The following is a 20,180-nucleotide window of genomic DNA, read 5'->3' on the forward strand; positions in this document are numbered from 1 at the left end:
GTTTGTCACAAATTAATGTTGGTCATTGGCCTTAACCTTCTACTTTGAGCAGTGGGGAGCTTGCGCTACTTGAAGTTAAATATCCCCATAGACTATCTCCGCTATTTAGTAGCTGTGTTGCTACTAAATTAGTCCAATAAGAGGTGCTAGCCCCTTCGTCGCGCCATGACCAAAGTCTGCGTGTAAATTGATGCAAACTATGCTCGTGTGTCGTACCAATTGCAGCGTGTACTTGATGCGCAATTGTTGTCACTGCTTGGATAATTTCTTCGAAACGAATGCAGGCGTAGGCAACCTCACTATTTTGATTGTTTTTCAGAAGTGCTTCCGTTACATTATTAAATGCAGCTAGAGCAATCGCTGTTTCCCCTGCTAAATGTACAATATGCTGCTGAACGAGCTGGAAGCGATGAATCGGTCGACCGAATTGCTCACGTTCTTTCGTATATTGAACAGTTAAATCATTTATTTTATCGACGGCACCAGTCATCAGTGCTAATTGAAAAGCAGTATTGAGTGTTGTTATAGCGTGTATCTTATCAGGAGATAACACAGCAGATACTTGTGAAACTTTAGCATGATGGAATTTCACGGTATCACGTGGTTCGCCTGCTAAATTTGATCCTAGCTTAATTTCAGCTTGGCTTAAATCTATTTCTACAAGATGAGTACCTTCCGTGCTATAGGCAAGTGTCACTAGACGTTTTGTATGACGTGCCCAAGGGATTTTGATCGCCTCTCCCGTTAATTTGCCATTCTCTAACGTAAAGGCATGGTTAGGGTAGAGCATATACGTCGCCAAGTCTTCAATTACTTGTAAACTAGTAAACTCTAATAAATAATTTGCAAAAGTTGTTTCTGCAAATGGGATCGGTGCCGCGTATTTTCCAGTTAAACGAACAATATTCAATAAATCCTCTATATCGCCACCTGCACCGCCATTTTCTTCTGTAATGGCTACTGCTGACATACCGTTTTCTTTAAACAAATCCCATAGTTCTGGTGCCCAATGACCTTGTTCCACCGTATCGACTAACTCTTTATCGACTTTTTCTTTTAACATGCGCTCTACAACATTAAGAATCATATCTTTCATTTCACTCATTGTGCTACAACCCCTTTCGCTACAACGCCATACAGTACCTCTGAAGTTCCTCCTCGGATAGTGAAACCTGGTGCATGTAAAATGGATTCAGCCATAAAGCGATCAATTTTACGATGTGCGTCAAGAGTAGGATAAGTCTGTACGATTAAGCGTGTAATTTCAGGAATACTTTGCTCAAATTTCGTACCAAGTGCTTTCACAAGTGCTGCAGGAATAGATACGTCTTCACCATTACCAGATTCTAAAAGCTGGGCTACGCCAATTGACAAATTACGGAGGCCCCAAAGACGAGCTATTATTTTAGACGCTTGCTGTAACCCTTCTAAATTTTTTTGGCGCTTTAACTCTTGAATAAGTTCATCGATTAATGGGAAAGTGCTTAAAATTCGCTCTGGACCACTGCGCTCAAAGGCAAGCTCTGCTAATCCTTGAGCCCAGCCGTTACCGATTTCCCCTACAACCATATTGTCAGGTACAAAAACATTGTCAAAGAATACTTCGTTGTAATGATGCTCTCCGGTTAAAAATTTAATTGGAACAACCGTTACACCTTCCGCATGTAAATCAACAATCAATTGACTGAGCCCTGCATGTTTTCTTTTTCCATCAAAAGGACTAGTCCGTACTAAAGTCACCATATAGTGGCAAAGGTGTGCATTACTCGTCCATATTTTTTGACCGTTGACAATCCATCCACCCTCTACTTTTTCAGCACGTGTGCTAACCGAAGCGAGGTCGGATCCACTATTTGGTTCACTTAAACCTATGCCGAAGTAGCATTCGCCTTTCACAATTTTCGGTAAGAAATATTCTCGCTGCTCTTCTGTTCCATACCGTAAAAGAAGTGGGCCTGTTTGGCGATCAGCAAACCAATGTGCAGCAACTGGAGCACCTACAGCTAAAAATTCTTCCGTTAAAATGTATCGATCAATAGTGCTCCTCTCTTGGCCACCATATTTTTTAGGCCAAGTTAAGCCAATCCACCCTTTTTGACCAATTAATTTAGAGAATTCAGGATCATCTCCACTAAGCCAAGAGTCACATTTAGGCGTGAAAGTTCCTTTTGCTAATTCATCCTGTAGAAACGTTCGCACATCTAAGCGGAATTGCTCCTGTTCTTGTGTAAATTGCACAGTTGGTACATGAAACATTTGATCACTCCTTATTTTTTACCGTAATGTGGTAACTGTTATTGTATATGTGTATTTTAAGGTGACTTATAACTGCAGTCAATTACTTTTTTGGAATTATTAGAAAATTTAATATGTAGAGTAAGGAGGCTCATAGTTTATCATCAAAACGTGGGGGGATATTCGTTACGCCCGAGCGCTTTGTAGCTGCCGCTTCGCTTTCGCACAGATAAAACATTTTGTAGCTGCCGCTTCGCTTTCGCACAGATAAAACATTTTGTAGCTGCCGCTTCGCTTTCGCACAGAGCAAAGCTTCCTAGGTGCATCCGATGAGTTTCTTCGGCAAAAAGGATGTTGGCTACGCTATAATCCAAAAAAATATTTGAAGAAAAAATGGAAAAAGAGAGAATAAACGTGTTACTATGTAGAAAATTACGTAATGGAGGTATGGGGTATGCAAATAGCTATCAAAACTTCCCAAAAAATAATGCAAGTGTTATCACCTCAGCTAGTACAGCATTTAGAAATACTGCAATATTCAACAAATGAATTAGAACAGTATATTTATAATAAGGCTTACGAAAATCCACTGTTAGTTGTCACTGATGCGACGGTGAAAATGCAATATGAGGAAATTATGCAATTAGCAAGTTATTCTGATAAGAGTTATTCTGCGCAATATTATGCACCGCAACATTATTTGTTTAATCCCATTGAGATGAAGTTTGCAGCAAAAGAGAGCTATGAGCAGTTTTTATTGGAACAAGTACCTATGCATAAAAATCTATCTACTGTAGATTTAAAAATTTTAACGTTTTTAATTCAATCTTTAGATGAACGTCTATTTTTAGATGTTGATGTAGAAATCGTCGCAAATAAGTGTAATACAAATGTTTTACATGTAGAGGCGCTATTGGACTTACTTCAAACTTTCGAGCCAATGGGAGTAGGGGCACGTAATTATAAGGAGTATTTACTCATTCAGGTAGACAGTGATGCGCTAGCACCGAAATTAGCCTCTCGCTTGATCGAGGAGGATTTAGAGCTAGTGGCCGCCCATGCTATTAAACAATTAAGTAAAAAGTATAAGACGTCTCTTTATGACGTGAAGAAAACTGTTAACTATATAAAAAATTTAAAACCAGTGATGACAGGAGATAAATTTGAAGCGATTCCATATGTCATTCCAGAAATCGAAGTAGAAAAATTCGGAGAGGAATGGATGATAAAATTAAATCGCGGATATTTACCAAGCGTCACTATCGATAAACATTATGTTGAAATGCTAAAGAATGATCCTAACTGTAAAACCTATTTTAAAACCACAATGAAAGATGCACTTTTATTATTACAAGGGATCGAACAACGTGATAAAACACTGTACGAATTAGCTAGATTGCTAGTGGAATTACAAGAAGATTTTTTTCATAAAGGCATTGAGGCATTAAAGCCTATGCGGTTAAAAGATGTAGCTGACATTTTAAGTTTACATGTATCAACGATTAGTCGGGCAGTACGTGGAAAATATATAAAAACTGCCCATGGCATATATGCTTTACAATCGTTATTTACAAAAGGAGTTATGAATATTTCTGGAAAGATGGATTCTATTATGTATATTAAAAAGCGGCTCAAGCAGTTGATTGAAACAGAGGATAAACGACAGCCATTAACGGATCGACAGCTTACAAATACTTTAAGTGCTGAAGGTATCCAAATATCCAGACGGACAGTAGCGAAGTACAGGGAAGAGATGAATATTATGAGTTCATTTAATCGTGTATATGGATAGATGATGTAAATGGACTATTAATGATGTACTTTTGCATCGAATTTGTAATATTGCATATGAGAACACATGGCGCAAAAAAAATGCCTTATCACTCAAATTTAGGGATCACTGAAAAAGAAGTTAAAACGTATATTATGTATGGATTGCATGGAGGGAAGGTTGGGCGACTCCTTAGGGATCGGCGTCCCAGAAGATCCTGGAGCGAGCACATAGGAGAACAAAGGCTAAAACCATCACGTCCTGTGATAACGCCTTCGGACCAACATCTTGTTGGCCCAAACGGCTCATCGGACGCCCCTAGGAACCTTTGCTTTGTGGGAAAGCGAAACGACAGCAAAAAGAGCCCAGCCGGAACGAAAATCAACTTCACGCTATGCTAAAATCGCTGGGTTAGAAAAATATTAGCAACAATAGCTGTACAGATTAAAAAATTCGAAATTTTTAATAATTTAATGGATTTGGCATCAAAATTGCTCATTAAACGATAGACATTGAAGTAGAGGAAAGGGGCTAGTAAATGTCTACATAACACAAAGGGGTGGTTTAATGGGGGCTTTGCAAAAATCATTGAAAACACGGCATATTACAATGATCTCCATTGGAGGGGTTATTGGTACAGGGCTCTTCGTAGGGACAGGAAAAAATATTTTAAGTACTGGTCCTGCGGCGGTGATTTCCTATGCGATTGCATGCATGCTTATAGTTCTGATCATGCAAATGGTTGGGGAAATGGCATCAGGAGAAATAGTATTAGGAAAGAAATCAGGTGATTCGGCAGAGCTAGGCTCATTTGCTTCTTATGCAGGGAAGTATATTGGTTCATGGGCAGGGTTTACAGTTGGGTGGCTTTATTGGGCAAGCTGGGTATTTATTGTGGGGTTAGAAGCGGCACTCATAGGGGGAATGCTGCATAATTGGTTCCCGATGATACCAACATGGCTCGGAAGCGTAGGCATAACATTATTGATGACAATTGTTAATATTTATTCAGTAAAATCATTTGGTGAATTTGAATATTGGCTATCCTTCGTTAAAGTTACTGCAATTATTGTATTTTTAGTTGTTGGTATAACTATGATTTTAGGAATTTGGCCAAATTATGAACCGAAGGGGTTAGGAATATTAACGGAATTCGGTGGATTTGCTCCGAATGGCATTCTTCCGATTTTTACGGCCATTGTCTTTGTTATATTTTCAATTTGTGGTGCTGAGGTTGCAGCCATTGCGGCAGCAGAGTCTGAAAATCCAGCGAGAAATATTGTCCGCGCCATTCGCAACGTTGTCTTTCGTTTAGGGTTATTTTTTGTAGGCTCAGTAGCTATTATGGTTTTAATCATCCCTTGGAATGATTCGAAAATATTAGCAGCCCCTTATGCAAATATATTAACGATGGCAGGGCTTCCAATTGCTGCTCAACTTATTCAAATCGTCATTTTTATTTCACTAATCTCTGTGTTAAATTCAGCTCTTTATACAAGCTCACGTATGCTACTTGAAATGTCGCGTCAAGGGGATGCACCAAAAATATTCTCGCAAATTAAAAATCGTCGAGGTGTGCCTGTACCAGCTGTTATTGGTAGTACAGTAGTAGCCTATATTTGTGCAATGTTATACTTCATTTCACCAGAAGTTATTTTCTACTTTTTAGGTAATTGCGTTGGAGGATTAATGATTGCAGTTTATATTTTTATTGCGATTTCACAAATTCGTTTCCGACGTTATTACGATAAAGTTTCTGATGAGCCATTAGCGATTAGAATGTGGTTATTTCCATATTTATCGTATGTGACAATTGGTATTTTAACAGTCGTCTATTTATGCCAAGCGCTCATCGAATCATTACGTTCACAATTCTATTTGAGTACATTTGTATTAATTGGCTCAGTGGTGTTGTTCATGATTATGCGAAAGCTGACGACAAGGCCAGCGGAGCAAATAGAGGAAAAGCTAGCCTCAGAGTAGAATACTATAAAATACAAAAAATTCGCGCTATTCCTGCGAGATATCAAGCCAAAGGAAACTTTTATACCTTTTAGGCTTCCAGATGCCTCGTAGAAAGAGCGAATTTTTTTGTATGAAAAGCCTTTAACGTTCAAGAGGGAGTGATCTAGATGTCGATAACTCAACTACATAAAGAGGAGCATTTTTTTATTGTAAAAAATGATGAGGTAATAATTAAAAGTGATATTCAAATAGAGCTTCTTGAAAAAATAATAAAAAAATATAGTAAAGGAATAGAAACCTTTGATGTGGAAGGCTATTGTATTCATGTAATAGAGACTTCACAAGGTCGCTTATTCCATGTCAAACCATCCATGCAGTATAGCTATATAGACTTTATGAACTCATTGTCAGTTAAAGTTTTAAACTCCATATCCGATGGCGTTACAGTCTGTGATAGCGATGGCAAAATTATATTTCAAAATGATATAGATATCGAAATTGTGGGCATTGATTTAATGGGGAGATATGCAAAAGACGTCATTGCTGAAGGATTAATGAGTGATTCCATTTCGATGAAAGTCATTGAATCAAAAGAAAAAGTAACGATTTTGCAGACGTTCATTAATGGCAAATGCTTTTTAGTTTCTGGAAAGCCGATATTTGATGAATACGGCGAATTACAATATGTAGTTGCTATTACTCGTGATATGACACAATTAAAGCTGTTAGAGAAAGAAGTAAAAAAATTAGAAGTTCAAAACGAGAACTTTAAAAATAAACTACATGCCTTACATAATAAAGAAAACACAAAAAGTAGTTTAATCGCTGTATCTTCAGCAATGATGCAGGTTGTAGAACGTGTTATGAGAGTTGCAGAGGTAGATTCTACTGTATTAATTGGTGGTGAATCGGGCGTAGGTAAAGAAGAGATAACAAAGCTTATTCACGCAAATAGCCGCCGTCATGATAAGCAAATTTTAACGATTAACTGTAGTGCAATCCCAGAGAATTTATTAGAATCTGAACTTTTCGGCTATGAAGCTGGAGCCTTTACGGGAGCGTCAAGAGGTGGTAAGGCAGGGTTATTTGAGATTGCGTCAAGTGGCACAGTGTTTTTAGATGAAATTGGAGAGATGCCCTTGCTACTACAGGCGAAATTATTACGTGTGCTCCAAGAATCAGAGGTACAGCGTCTAGGAAGCGGAAAGCCTATTCCGATCGATGTACGCATTATTGCTGCGACAAATCGCAATCTAGCGGAGATGGTGAGGCAAGGTAATTTTCGTGAGGATTTATATTATCGTTTAAATATTATACCTATTGAAATTCCTCCTTTAAGACAACGTCGCCAAGATATCATTCCATTAGTCAACCATTTTTTGGCTATTATTGAAGATAAATATGGGATCCATCGGACAATTGAGTCATCGGCAATGAAAATATTAGAATCTTATGATTGGCCAGGCAATGTACGTCAACTTAAAAACATGGTGGAGCGTATTTGCTTACTAGCAACGCAGCCAGAAATAACCGCATTTATTGTGCAACAAGAGCTAGATAGTAACCTACCTATTACACGTGATTCAGAAAATCCACTAGAAATACAAAGTATTCAGGAACAGGTTGTAACTCCGAGGTTTAGTGGTACTTTAAAGGAGCAAGTAGCTGGGTTTGAAAAGCAGATTATTAAAGAAGCTCTATCTACCTATCCAAGTATTAGGCAAGCTGCTAAATCACTTGGATGTGATCAGTCAACATTAGTACGTAAAATACAAAAGTTCCAATTAACGAAACAAATTTCATATGAGGATTAACGATGTATTTTTGCATCAAAACTTCATTCGTGCAAAAAAACTGTAATATTGCAATACGCACTGATTCATACAAGGAAAATGATGAAAGGCATCATTAATATTTTAATAGATTGAAAAGGGGCATTTTCATAACAGAAAACGCCTCTTTTTTATTTGTTGTATTTGTTGTGAAGTAACTAATAGAAAAAAATGCTGCTTTTTCATGGCGTGGGGTTGATTTCCGTTCCGATTGGGCGCTTTGTTGATGCTGCCGCTACGTTACACTGCGCTTTCGCACAGATTAAAACATTTGTTGCTGTCGCTACGTTACACTACGCTTTCGCACAGAGCAAAGCTTCCTGGGGCGTCCGATGAGCGGCTTCACTTGCGTTCCTCCATTGCTGATCCCCAAGGAGTCGCCCAATCTTCACTCCAATCGACTTATATAAATATCAATTCCTTTTCTTTTAGAAATGAGTCAAAAAAATTACAAAGCCTTAAGGAATTTTTTTCAGTTGGCATGAGAATTGCTATTAAAATTGTGTATGAAATTTTAAACGAAAAGAGGTTGGCATTTATGACAATTCAACTAAAAGAAGAGTTAAAAACGTTAGATCAAAAACATTTTCTACATCCAACAACGTCGATTGAGCAACAACAAACACAAGGGCCAGCAGCCATTTTTACAGAGGGCAATGGCATTTATTTAAAAGATATAGAAGGAAATGTCTTCATTGATGGGATGTCTTCTTTATGGAATGTAAATATTGGGCATGGTCGTAAAGAAATTGCCGAAGTGGCGAAGGAGCAAATATCTACATTAGCATTTAGTTCCTGCTTCGCTTCTTTTAGCAATGAACCGGCTATTCGTTTAGCGACGAAAATTGCTTCTTTAACTCCTGGAGACTTAAACACTGTATTTTTCACTTCTGGCGGCTCAGAGTCGAACGATACAGCGATTAAATTAGCACGTCATTACTGGTTACTAAAAGGACAGCCAGAGCGTCAAAAAATTATTTCACGTACCCATTCATACCATGGTGTCGCAATGGGTGCTACAAATGCGACAGGCTTACAGGCATTTCGTGACTTTACGAATTCGCACGCACCTGATTTCCACTATGTATATAGCGAGTCCGTACGTAATTTACGTGAAACGATTGAAGCGTTAGGCCCTGAGACTGTAGCAGCATTTATTTCTGAACCAGTACAAGGTGCAGGTGGGGTTAATATTCCACAAAAAGATTATTTTAAAGAAGTGCGAAAAATTTGTGATGAGTACGGTATTTTATTCATTGCAGATGAAGTTATTACCGGGTTTGGTCGTACAGGGAAATTTTTTGGTATGGAACATTACGGGGTAGTGCCAGATATGATGTCATTCGCTAAAGGAGTATCGAGTGGTTATGTTCAACTTGGTGGTGTGGCAATATCCGAAACAATTCATCAAGATTTATGTGAGCTTTCTAAAGGAACATTAATGCACGGATATACTTACAGCGGCCATGCACTCGCTTGTCAAGTTGGATTAAAAAATATAGAAATTCTTGAGCGCGAAAATCTCGTTGAAAATGCTGCAAACATGGGCAATGCCATGTTAAAAGGATTCCAAGCACTACAAGAAAAATATAGCTTTATCGGACGCGTGCGAACGCTTGGATTACTTGGAGCCATTGAATTAGTAAAGAGCCGTGAGACGGGTGAATTGTTTGAGTCTCCTCTTAGTCCCATTTTTGTACAAGAAACGATGAAACGAGGATTGATTTTACGAACAGTTACGTATGATCAAGATACAGTTGTCTTTTCTCCACCTCTCATTCTATCAAAAGTAGAGCTTGATGAAATGTTACGTATTTTAGACGAGACATTTGAGCATATACGTAAAACAATTGTTGAAAAAGATTAAGTCAATGAAGCGATCATTATTTTAAGGAGGGGTTTTATGACAACTATCGTTAGGGAAATACGAAAACAGTTTAATCCAGCGAAACCATCTCAATGTATAGGCCAAGTTGAGCTTTTGACAATAGATGAAACGAAAGATGTAGTCATTGCAGCTCAGGAAGCATTTGAAGGTTGGAAAAATACGTCTTCTGTTGCGCGTGGAGAAATTTTACGCGTGACAGCAGACTTACTTGAGAAAAATATTAATAGAGTAGCTGAAATAGCTTCGAGTGAAATGGGTAAAACGAAACATGAAATGCTTGGTGAAGTGAAGCGTGGCGCTTCCATTTTACGTTATTTTGCACAGGAAGGGATGCGGGCAACAGGGGAAGTGTTACCTTCTGCCAATGAAGCGAAATTATTGTACACAATGCGAGTACCACTTGGTGTCGTTGCTGCTATAACGCCTTGGAATTTCCCTGTCGCTATTCCTCTATGGAAAATTGCACCGGCATTAGTGTACGGCAATACGGTTGTTTGGAAGCCTTCTATTGAAAGCGCTTTAACTGGTGAATTAATAGGAGAATTATTTCAACAAGCAGGTTTACCAAAAAACGTGTTAAATATCGTGCAAGGCCGTGGTTCAAAGGTTGGGCAAGTATTATTGGAGGCATCTGAAGTGAAAGCGATTACATTTACAGGTTCAAATAGTGTGGGGCAAAGTATTTTAGATACTGCTGGATCGACTAATAAAAAAATTCAGCTTGAACTTGGCGGGAAAAATGCAGCAATTATTTTAGCTGATGCCAATATTAAGCAAGCTGCAAAATTAACGATTGAAGGTGCGATGAAACAGACTGGACAGCGTTGTACAGCAACTAGTCGCGTTTATATTGAGGAAGCGGTTTATGACAAGGTTGTAGAGCAGTTCATTGAAGAAGCTAAAAAAATTAAAGTTGGTACCACGATGGGGCCTGTGTCATCTAAAGGACAATATGATTCTATATTATCCGCCATCGAGAAAGCAAAAGCTGAGGGAGCAGAGTTAATATTTGGCGGAGGCCCTACAAAAGGTATGTCAGAAGGATACTATATTGATCCAACCATCTTTACAAATGTAACCCACGAGATGTCGATTGCCCATGAAGAGATTTTTGGACCAGTTTTAGCTGTCATCAAAGTAAAAGATTATGAAGAAGCGATTCGATTATCGAATGATTCTAATTTTGGATTGAGTGCTTCTATTTATACAAATAACATTCCGAAAGCATTTGATTTTATTAACCGTAGTGAGGTTGGACTTGTACAGGTTAACGATGAAACAGGTGGAGCTGAGCCACAAGCGCCGTTTGGAGGGGTGAAAAACTCAAGTACTGGTGCCCGTGAGCAGGGGCAGGCAGCGAAAGAGTTCTTTACAACGTATAAAACAATTACGATTGGCACAAAAAGTGAGTAAAAAGTTAATGTTGAAAAAAATTTAGGATAGCAAACAAAAAAATTGTTGTCACATATTCCTCGGTGTAATGACCCGGATTTTTCTTTATAGATCGCGATACCATAAAAAAATCTGGGGCATTCTCTTAAGGCATTAACTTTATACTCAAAAATATGTTTGTTGAAAGCAAAGTAACACGATGTGAACAACCGCAAAGGCGTGTTAGCCTTTTTAAAATTTATAAACGAAAGAAGGTAGAGCAATGGCACAAAGTCGTTTAGCAATTGATGTCGGTGGAACGTTTACGGATGTATTTGTTTTTAATGAAGAGACGGGAGAAGTATTTGTCACCAAAACGTCGTCAACACCTTCAAACCCGGAACAAGGAATACTTAATGGAGTTGCAAAAGCAGAACTAAATGGGAAGGATATTAAAATTTTTTCTCATGGTACAACAGTTGGAACGAATGCGTTAATTGAACGCAAGCTACCAAAAACAGCACTTATTACGACAAAGGGCTTTAGAGATGTCATCGAAATACGACGCGGGACGAAAGAAGATATTTGGGATACGTACAAAGATACTGCGAAGCCTTATATTCAACGGCGTGATCGATTTGAAGTGACAGAACGAATAGATTATGAAGGAAATATTCTTCAATCCATTGATGAAGAGGAAGTTCGTGTATTAGCAAAAAAATTAAAACGCCGAGGAACAGAATCCATTGCTGTCTGTTTCATCAATGCCTATGTGAACGGGGAAAATGAGGCGAAAGTCAAAGGAATTTTAAAAGAGGAATTACCGGATGTCTATGTTTGTATTTCCAGCGAGGTGCTTCCGGAAATTTTTGAGCATGAGCGTATGAGTACAACTATTATCAATGCCGTTCTTGGACCTATTATGAGTAATTACATTAGTAAGTTAAGCACTGAAATGCAGAAAAAGGGCTATGACGATGAAATATTAGTTTTACATTCTGGTGGCGGTGTTATGACTTCAAGTACAGTGCCCCGCTATGCTGCTAGATTAGCAAGTTCTGGGATAGCTGCTGGGGCAATTGCCAGTAAGCATATCGCGAAGTTATGCGGATTTGACAATGCAATCGGCTTAGATATGGGTGGTACAAGTACCGATATTTCACTGATGTATAAGGGAGAAATACGAATTACAAAGGATTGGTCGATTGAATATGGCTATCCAATTGGTTTCCCGAGCATTGAAATAGTAACAATAGGGGCCGGTGGGGGGAGCCTCGCCTGGAAAGATGAAGGCGGTTCTTTACGAAATGGACCACAAAGTGCAGGGGCAGTACCAGGTCCTGCTTGCTATGACCTAGGAGGCATTGAGCCTACTAACTCAGATGCAAATTTAGTGTTAGGACGTCTTGGTGTCGATTTGTTAGATGGCACTATGCAGTTAAATAAAGAGGCAGCTAGAGAGGCAGTGGAAAAGATTGCAAATGCATTCGATCAAACGGTTGAAGAAGCGGCAAGTGCCATTATAGAAGTTGCAAATGCCAATATGAGTGATGCAGTTCGTTTAATATCAGTACGGAGAGGCTATGATCCCCGTGATTTTGCGCTTGTAGCTTTTGGTGGTGCAGGTCCATTACACGGTGCCTATTTGGCAAAAGATTTAAACATTCCAAAAGTCATTATCCCTACGCATCCAGGTGTAGCAGCGGCAATGGGGTGCCTCCTTGTAGATGTACGCCATGATATTTCTAAAACATATGTCAAAAAACTAGATGAAGTAAGTATAGAGGAACTGACAAATCAATTTAGTGAATTGCGAGAAGAAGCAAGAGAATTATTAGAAGAGGAAGGAATAGCAGAAAACACAGCTTCATTAACGAATTATATAGATCTTCGTTATAAAGGACAATGGAGATCTCTAGCTGTTCTCGTATCCGATCAAATCACTTCCCTAGATGCTATTTTGGAAGCGTTCCATCAAGAACATGAACGAGAATTTGCATTTTCTGATAAGGAGCAAGCTGTAGAAATATTTGGCTTACGTGTAACGGCTATAGGAACAGTACCAAAGCCTAATTTTCCTCAATACGTTCCTGAAGGCTCGTTGGAAGCTGCTTTTAAAGAAACACGTCCTGTTTATTTTGAGGGTAAATATATTGAAACAAACGTATATAATCGCGATAAAATACCCGTTTATACACAATTTGCTGGTCCAGCCATTATCGATCAGCTAGATACGACAACTGTTATTCCACCAGGGTTTACTGCGGAAGTAGATGCCTATAAAAATATTATTATTACGGTGAACTAATACGCGATAAGGAGGAATTGGCTATGAGTACAACGAAAATGGTGGCACATTATAAGGTCCAAAATCTAGACCCAGTAACATTTGAAGTGTTAAAAAACGGCTTTGTGAATTTAGTCGATCAAATGGCTGAACAAATGTTACGTACATGTTACTCGTTTGTTATTTATAATCGAGACTTTAGTTGTGCATTATGCGATGCACAGGGGAATACCGTTATGCAGGGAACGCAAGATATTTCCGTACATGTAGGGACATTACATTTAACCGCAAAAGCTGTTTTAGAGGATTTCGCTGATGACATTCATCCAGGTGATGTATTTTTAGTAAATGATCCTTATCGTGGTGGAACACATTTCAGTGATGTGCGTGTAATTTTACCAGTGTTCCATAATGATAAACTGATTGCACTTATGCAAACAAATGGACACTGGGCAGATGTTGGTGGCTCTAACCCAGGTTCCTTTGATATTACAGCAAAGGAACATTACGGGGAAGGGCTACGTATCCCACCTGTCCGTATTTATAGTAAAGGTCAATATTTAACAGATGTTGTGAAGATTATTGTCATGAATATGCGCATTCCGGAAGAACGTTTAGGAGATTTAAGGTCTCAAGTGGAAGCGGCAAAAGTTGGAGAGAAGCAGCTCCAAGAAATGATTGAAAAGTATGGCATTCACACGGTGCTAGTAGCATTTGAAGAAGTTCAAAATTATGTAGAGCGATTAATGCGAGCGAAAATTAAAGCTTTACCAAAAGGACAGTGGGAAACGGTGGACTATATTGATATGGATCCGCAAGTAGGAGATGGTCTCATTCCAATTCGTGTGAAAATGACCATTACGGAGAACGAAATAGCTTATGATTTAAGCGATTCACATCCTTATATTAGCTGTTTTTTAAATGCAGGCTTTGGCTCAGCACTCTCTGGAACTTATGCAGGGACCAAAACATTTTTCCCAGAGATTCCACTGAATTCAGGATTTTATCGTGTTGTGAAAATATTCCTACCCGAAAACTCAGTTGTTAACGCACCTAGCCCAGTAGCTGTTTCTGGCTATTGTTCAGGCGCGTTTGAAAAAATTATGAATGCCTGCTTCGAATTATGGTCGAATATTATGCCTGAACGCGCTATCGCATGTTCATTTAATTTAGAGTATTTATTAATAGGTGGGTATGATCAGCGGAGAGATAGTAATGAATATTTTATGTGGTATGACTGGATGGCTGGTGGCCATGGTGGACGTATTGACCGTGATGGTGCAAATACTACTTCACCGGTTTTCGGGGTAGGTTTGAGTGTTCAACCATGCGAGGGGCAAGAGCGTTTGTCTCCGGTTGTTACAACGAAGCATGAAATAATCATAGATTCAGCTGGTCCAGGTAAATACCGTGGTGGCTGTGGTGTAGAAAAGGGAGGCGTTTTAACGGATGTAAACCAAACAGTGATGTCCTATTGTTGTGATCGCTCTCGCTCCATTACATGGGGGATTGTGGGCGGCCTACCTTCTATCGCGCAGGGGGCCATTTTAAATCCAAACAAAGAGGATGAAGAATTTTTAGGCACGATTTTCTCCAATGTCGAGTTAAAAAATGGAGATTCCTTTACACGTCCCTCAGCAGGAGGCGGTGGTTTAGGTGACCCATTAACACGAGATGTAAACGCTGTTTTAGACGACGTAATAGATGAATATGTTTCGCTTGAGCGCGCAAAACTTGATTATGGTGTAGTCATCCATGAAATTGACCGTGATATAGATGCCTTCGAAATTGATATGACTGCAACATTAAAAGAACGCGATTATATTCGAAAAAATCGCCATAGATGGCTAGAAACAGATCCAATAGAGGTTGAGCAGATGTATAACAAAGGTGAAATTAATCAAATGGACGTTGTTCGTAAATATGGTGTCATTATGGATTATCAAACAAATACAGCATTGCCAATTTCCACAGAGCAATACCGAGAAGCAATGAAAAAACGTTCTTTGGCATATTGGGGATAGACATAACGTTCTAGCGTATTGGGGTATGTATCAACTAACTTTAATCATAAAAGAGAGAGTAGTTCACACTACTCTCTCTGGGAATTGAGGGTATATCAATTTTTAATATTAAGTAATGCGTATATGATGAAAAATACTACTACATAACTTAAAAAATCAAAAGTTAAAGAGTTTATGTTTAATAAACTCGAAGGATGAAAGAGGGGAAATAACTAAAGATGATGGCTACTGCCCAACCAAAAATAATCAGCAGGCATATCTTGTTTAAAACTATCGCATGGATAACGAATAATGGGTTGAATTATAACATCATCAGTGTAAAATTACACCAGTGATGTTATTTTGGTTGCGTAGGCAAATTTGAAGGATATCGAAAAAAGCATACTTGATTGAGTTATGCTTCGGGAGGGAATGAAATGACATTTTTACGTTCTTTGCATGTCAAAATTATGATGGTATGTATTGTGTCGTTTATAGTGGCGGTAATTGGCATCAATCTATTTGATCTTTATCAATTAGGAGTACTCGGTATACTTGCTATTATTGTATTTCCAATTACGATGATTTTAGCAGGAAGACGCTATGCTCCAGCGCCATTTAATAATTTCACTACATGGATTGTTATCATTATGATTGGTCTTTGTATCTTACATTGGATAGGTCAAGATGATAAGGAACTTTTAATGTCGCTTTTCACAGTTGATTTTGTCTATACGTGGTTGCTTCATAACGACCCAGTACGAGAGTATATGGTTGCTAATGATTTTATGTTCTTTCACTATATCGTGCGCATTGGGCTTGGGTTATTATACGGTATTTTGTTGGATGTCTTCGTTTATTTCGTAAAAAAGATAATGAAATGATAAGTGTACAAAAACAGCAGACATCTTTTTCCTTTAAATGTATAAAAATTAAACAACTTTATGATTTGTTTTACAAAAGGGCCTGTATCGACAATTACTTGGTAATTAAAGATACAGGCTTTTAATTTCAATGTTTACTTGTTGTAATATATATATTTACTATTAGGAAGTCTTCTCGCAGTAATCTAACACAGAAGTAAGAGCATCAGTTTGTATTAAATCGACTAAGCTTAAAGCGTGATAAATCCTGCTTACTTTTTCCGTTAAGCGTTAAATCCGCTAGTACTTCACCAACAGCACTACTAAATTTAAAACCGTGTCCTGAGAAGCCCGCTGCAATGACAATATTTCGATGCTCAGGTAAAAAATCAATTATGAAATCTTCATCTGGAGTCATTGAATATTTGCATGTTTTTCCGAATTTCAATGCATCGTGCTGAGGCATAAAACGATTGATAAAGTTTTGTAAGTCTATTGTATCCTGTTCGTCGAATGGGCGTAGCGGATCATTTGGATTGATAACCTCACCGCCATCATGTCTGCCAAGCTTTAAGCCTGCACCATCAATACTAGGAAAACCATAGTACATAGAATCAGCAAATTCAAAACAATAGGCCGGGAAAATATCATCACGATAAAGCTGCTCATCCGCCTCAAACCATGCAAATGTTTTTCGCGTCGGTGTTACAGGGATGGCGGTGTCCATTGTTTGTAGTAACTCAGTTGTCCAAGCACCAGCTGTCACAATTAAATGTTTAGCCTCGTAAATATTATGTGCTGTTTGTACACGGACAATTTCTCCAGCTTTGATGTTCTGCACTTTTTCATTTGTATGTAATGTTGCTCCTGCCTCAATAGCTAATTTTTTATAAGCGTTAATGCAGGCTTCTACACGTAGGACACCAGCAGTAGGCTCAAAGCAAACAACGAAGTTTTCGGGTAAGGATAATCCAGGCCATTTCTTCATTGCCTCAGCCGCAGAATACTGCTCTAATGCTAAATCATAGAGCCTAGCACTAGTTTTCACATTCTGAATAAAAGGATGGGTCTCTTCCCCGACATTTATTACACCTGTTTGTAAAAATAATGCTTCATCTGTTAACGCTTCAAGCTCTCTCCATAATTCACCTGCCCTTTTGACGAAAGGTACATAACTAGCTCCTTCACCATATGCAAAGCGAATAATTCTTGTCTCACCATGATGACTACCTTTATCGTGAGGTGGATTAAAGGCATCAAGCACCAAGACATTTTTGCCTGCTTTCGCTAAATTATAGCCTGCAGCCATCCCCATCGATCCTGCACCAATTACAATCACGTCGTATATCATTTTAATCCCTACTTTTTTACTCTAGTATAACAAAACAAAAGAGGATGGGACAGAAATTTCAGAAAATTTTTCTGATAAGAAAATGCACAACCTCCTAACGGGAGTATTGTGCATTGCGTTTAAAAGCTATTTCACACTAGGTAATATTTTATTTAATACGATGGCTACTATAGCTGTAGGTGATGGGATAATGGAATATAGTAGATGACAAATTTCAAATATAAAAAACTACACATCAATTCGTTATTGCACAAATTTTGTGTAGTTCAAACTTTTGAAAAGTGATTGTTATGAAATGGAATCATTAATGATGTTACTAAAAGTAATAAAGGTCGAAGAGGTATTTTGTTCATTTTTCCTTGTGCAAAGATAAATAGGACGCTGAATATCAATGTCTTTTATAAAAACTCGCGCTACTTGCTGTCGTTGAATAAAGCTAGAAGCTGCTATGGATGGAGCTAGCATCGTACCATACCCAGCTGCAATGGCGTAAATGGATTCATTGATCCCGTCCAATTGAAGCCCTACTCTTGGCGGTGGGATTTTATGAACTTTACATAAAGCATTTAAATATTCTTTCGTAGAGCTACCATCTTCACGTGAAACAAATGGCTGCTGCATTAATTCCGCTAATGTCACTTTCTGTTCTGCCAGCGGATGACCAAATGGGACGATAAACCAATAATCAAGATTCATGAGAAATTGATAATTAATATCTGGATGATGCCCATCTTCTTTTACGATAAAAGCCATATCAACCTTATAGTGAAGCAATTCTTCAATAACCTGCTGGGAGTTAGCCGTTTTTATGTGGATATGCGTTGTCGGATAGGCTTGTTTATACTTTGCGAGCCATTTTGGTAATAAAAAATGGGATGGGACATGGGTAGAAGCAATTTGTAATTCTTCATTACCTGTGTTTTTTAATTGCTCTAATTTGTTTTCAATATCCAATTCTAAATCAAATAGTCGCTGAGCCTGTTTAAATAAAAATTCCCCATTTTGTGTTAAGGTAATTCCTCGACCTTTTGATTCTAACAGCGTTAAGCCTAGTTCTTTTTCCAAATTTCTAATTTGAATAGTAACGGCAGGTTGACTAATCATTAGAGCTTGCGCTGCCTTAGAAACACTTTTGAGCTCAGCTACTTTTGTGAATAATCTAAGAGCATGTAAATTCATTATGTATCCCACCTCTTATAAAAAATTTTTATCCTTTTATATAAATTATATATTAGATTTATTAATTTTCACTCTGTATCCTTTTAATTACAAAAAGTTTTAGGGGGTGGGGGACATGATGAATCGACAGCACATCGGAATTTTATTTGGTGGGGTGCTATTACTTGTAGTGGCTATGGGGATTAGCCGGTTTGCATTCACACCAATTTTGCCATTTATGCGTCAGGATGTCGGGTTTTCGTTTGAAGTTGCAGGATTTTTAGCATCGAGTAATTATATTGGCTATTTCATTGGCGCTTTGTGGGCAGGGTTTATCAATCGCCAAAAGAAGAACTTTTTATTGTTAAGTGTTGTCTTGAATGTCCTTTCTGTGGTTCTTATGGGAATCATAGAAATATATAGTGTTTGGCTTGTGCTTCGTCTGATTGCAGGCATTACAGGGGGACTTATTTTTGTATTAACATGTAGTATCGTAATGGATTATTTAGCAAAGCATTCACTTACACGATGGTCAGGCTATTTATTTGGTGGTATCGGTTTAGGAATTGCTATTTCAGGTTTATTAGTCCCTGCTATTGAAGTACGTTTTGCTTGGCAAGGTACATGGATCGGTTTAGGGGTTTTATCTGCAGTTTTTTTAGTGACGATATTTATACTTTGGAGAGATTTGCATATACAAGATAGTGTGAAAACCGAAAAATCCGCTGATGCAAAAATGACAAAGGGCTTTATGCCATGGTTGATCGTCGCCTATGGCTTTGAAGGATTAGGCTATATTATCACGGGTACATTTTTAGTGGATATCATTCACAATATTCCTTCACTACAAGCATACTCTTCGTATAGTTGGGTCATTGTTGGGGTAGCGGCTATTCCGTCAGCACCTGTTTGGACTGTTTTATTAGAAAAATTCTCTGCCATCAAAATTTTAGTTGTCGCCTATGTATTGCAAGTATTAGGTATTTTGTTACCAGTATTTTCACAAACTGTATGGAGTGTATTATTATCGTCATTTTTATTCGGCTTAACATTCGTAGGCATTGTGACGTTAACGACCTCTTATGCACGTCAGCTATTCCCGACGCAAAGCGGTTTAGTCGTATCATTATTAACAACATTTTATGCTTTTGGACAAATTATCGGACCAATCATCGCGGGTCAGCTTGTAGCAATTTATAGTAGCTATAAGGCAGCGCTTATCTTTGCGGGAGTCATTGTATTTTTTGCATTGATTATTATGTTATGTGGAAGATGGATCACTGTTAAACGACAAGCCACTGTAGACAATGTATTGTCCATCAAAACTCAATCTAGTTCTTAAACTAGAAAAGCCAGAAATTCGATCGGGGATTTCTGGCTTGTATTTTTACTTATAGATGGCATGCTTCGATTCTATACAGCAATGAGTGAATAGTATAATAAGAACAGCAACGAA

The 20,180-nt window shown here is 38.2% G+C and carries 13 protein-coding genes; 9 read left to right on the plus strand and 4 right to left on the minus strand.

Going from position 1 to position 20,180, the window contains the following annotated elements; genetic code table 11:
• Positions 1-31: 31 nt before the first annotated feature.
• Both MY533_RS05875 and MY533_RS05880 read right to left on the minus strand, forming a co-directional pair.
• Positions 32-1,105 (minus strand): acyl-CoA dehydrogenase family protein, encoded by a 1,074-nt coding sequence (locus MY533_RS05875; protein ID WP_248718352.1) that lies wholly within the window; start codon positions 1,103-1,105, stop codon positions 32-34.
• Entirely contained in the window at positions 1,102-2,256 is a 1,155-nt protein-coding gene (locus MY533_RS05880; protein WP_248718353.1) for an acyl-CoA dehydrogenase family protein, read from the minus strand. Before MY533_RS05880 ends, MY533_RS05875 begins: the two co-directional genes overlap by 4 nt.
• 433 nt (positions 2,257-2,689) lie before the next feature.
• Between MY533_RS05880 and rpoN the strand changes: the two genes are divergently transcribed.
• From rpoN to MY533_RS05920, 8 genes are all read left to right on the plus strand, one after another.
• Positions 2,690-4,027, plus strand: a complete 1,338-nt coding sequence (gene rpoN, locus MY533_RS05885; protein ID WP_248718354.1) for an RNA polymerase factor sigma-54 — start codon at positions 2,690-2,692, stop codon at positions 4,025-4,027.
• A 546-nt stretch (positions 4,028-4,573) separates the two neighbouring features.
• Positions 4,574-5,989 carry an amino acid permease gene (locus MY533_RS05890; RefSeq protein ID WP_248718355.1) on the plus strand — a complete coding sequence of 472 codons (1,416 nt, stop codon included), beginning with the start codon at positions 4,574-4,576 and terminating at the stop codon, positions 5,987-5,989.
• Between the two features lie 149 nt (positions 5,990-6,138).
• Positions 6,139-7,785, plus strand: a complete 1,647-nt coding sequence (locus MY533_RS05895) for a sigma-54 interaction domain-containing protein (RefSeq protein ID WP_248718356.1) — start codon at positions 6,139-6,141, stop codon at positions 7,783-7,785.
• Positions 7,786-8,341: 556 nt separating this feature from the next.
• Positions 8,342-9,670 carry an aminotransferase family protein gene (locus tag MY533_RS05900; RefSeq protein ID WP_248718357.1) on the plus strand — a complete coding sequence of 443 codons (1,329 nt, stop codon included), beginning with the start codon at positions 8,342-8,344 and terminating at the stop codon, positions 9,668-9,670.
• Positions 9,671-9,706: 36 nt separating this feature from the next.
• Positions 9,707-11,104, plus strand: coding sequence for an aldehyde dehydrogenase family protein (locus MY533_RS05905; RefSeq protein ID WP_248718358.1), 1,398 nt, complete (start codon positions 9,707-9,709; stop codon positions 11,102-11,104).
• 241 nt (positions 11,105-11,345) lie between these two features.
• Entirely contained in the window at positions 11,346-13,370 is a 2,025-nt protein-coding gene (locus tag MY533_RS05910; protein WP_248718359.1) for a hydantoinase/oxoprolinase family protein, read from the plus strand.
• A 23-nt stretch (positions 13,371-13,393) separates the two neighbouring features.
• On the plus strand, positions 13,394-15,373 hold the full coding sequence (locus MY533_RS05915; protein ID WP_248718360.1) for a hydantoinase B/oxoprolinase family protein: 1,980 nt from the start codon (positions 13,394-13,396) through the stop codon (positions 15,371-15,373).
• Positions 15,374-15,789: 416 nt separating this feature from the next.
• Positions 15,790-16,236, plus strand: a complete 447-nt coding sequence (locus MY533_RS05920) for a hypothetical protein (protein WP_248718361.1) — start codon at positions 15,790-15,792, stop codon at positions 16,234-16,236.
• A gap of 205 nt (positions 16,237-16,441) precedes the next feature.
• On the opposite strand, the gene solA is transcribed toward MY533_RS05920, so the two are convergent.
• Positions 16,442-17,566, minus strand: coding sequence for an N-methyl-L-tryptophan oxidase (solA, locus tag MY533_RS05925; RefSeq protein ID WP_248718362.1), 1,125 nt, complete (start codon positions 17,564-17,566; stop codon positions 16,442-16,444).
• A 288-nt stretch (positions 17,567-17,854) separates the two neighbouring features.
• Positions 17,855-18,745 carry a LysR family transcriptional regulator gene (locus tag MY533_RS05930; protein WP_248718363.1) on the minus strand — a complete coding sequence of 297 codons (891 nt, stop codon included), beginning with the start codon at positions 18,743-18,745 and terminating at the stop codon, positions 17,855-17,857.
• A gap of 118 nt (positions 18,746-18,863) precedes the next feature.
• Between MY533_RS05930 and MY533_RS05935 the strand changes: the two genes are divergently transcribed.
• Positions 18,864-20,066, plus strand: a complete 1,203-nt coding sequence (locus tag MY533_RS05935; protein ID WP_371873336.1) for a YbfB/YjiJ family MFS transporter — start codon at positions 18,864-18,866, stop codon at positions 20,064-20,066.
• Positions 20,067-20,180: the final 114 nt, after the last annotated feature.

Origin of the sequence: Lysinibacillus sp. Ag94 (genome assembly GCF_023242215.1) — a bacterium.
Classification (GTDB): Bacteria; Bacillota; Bacilli; order Bacillales_A; family Planococcaceae; genus Lysinibacillus.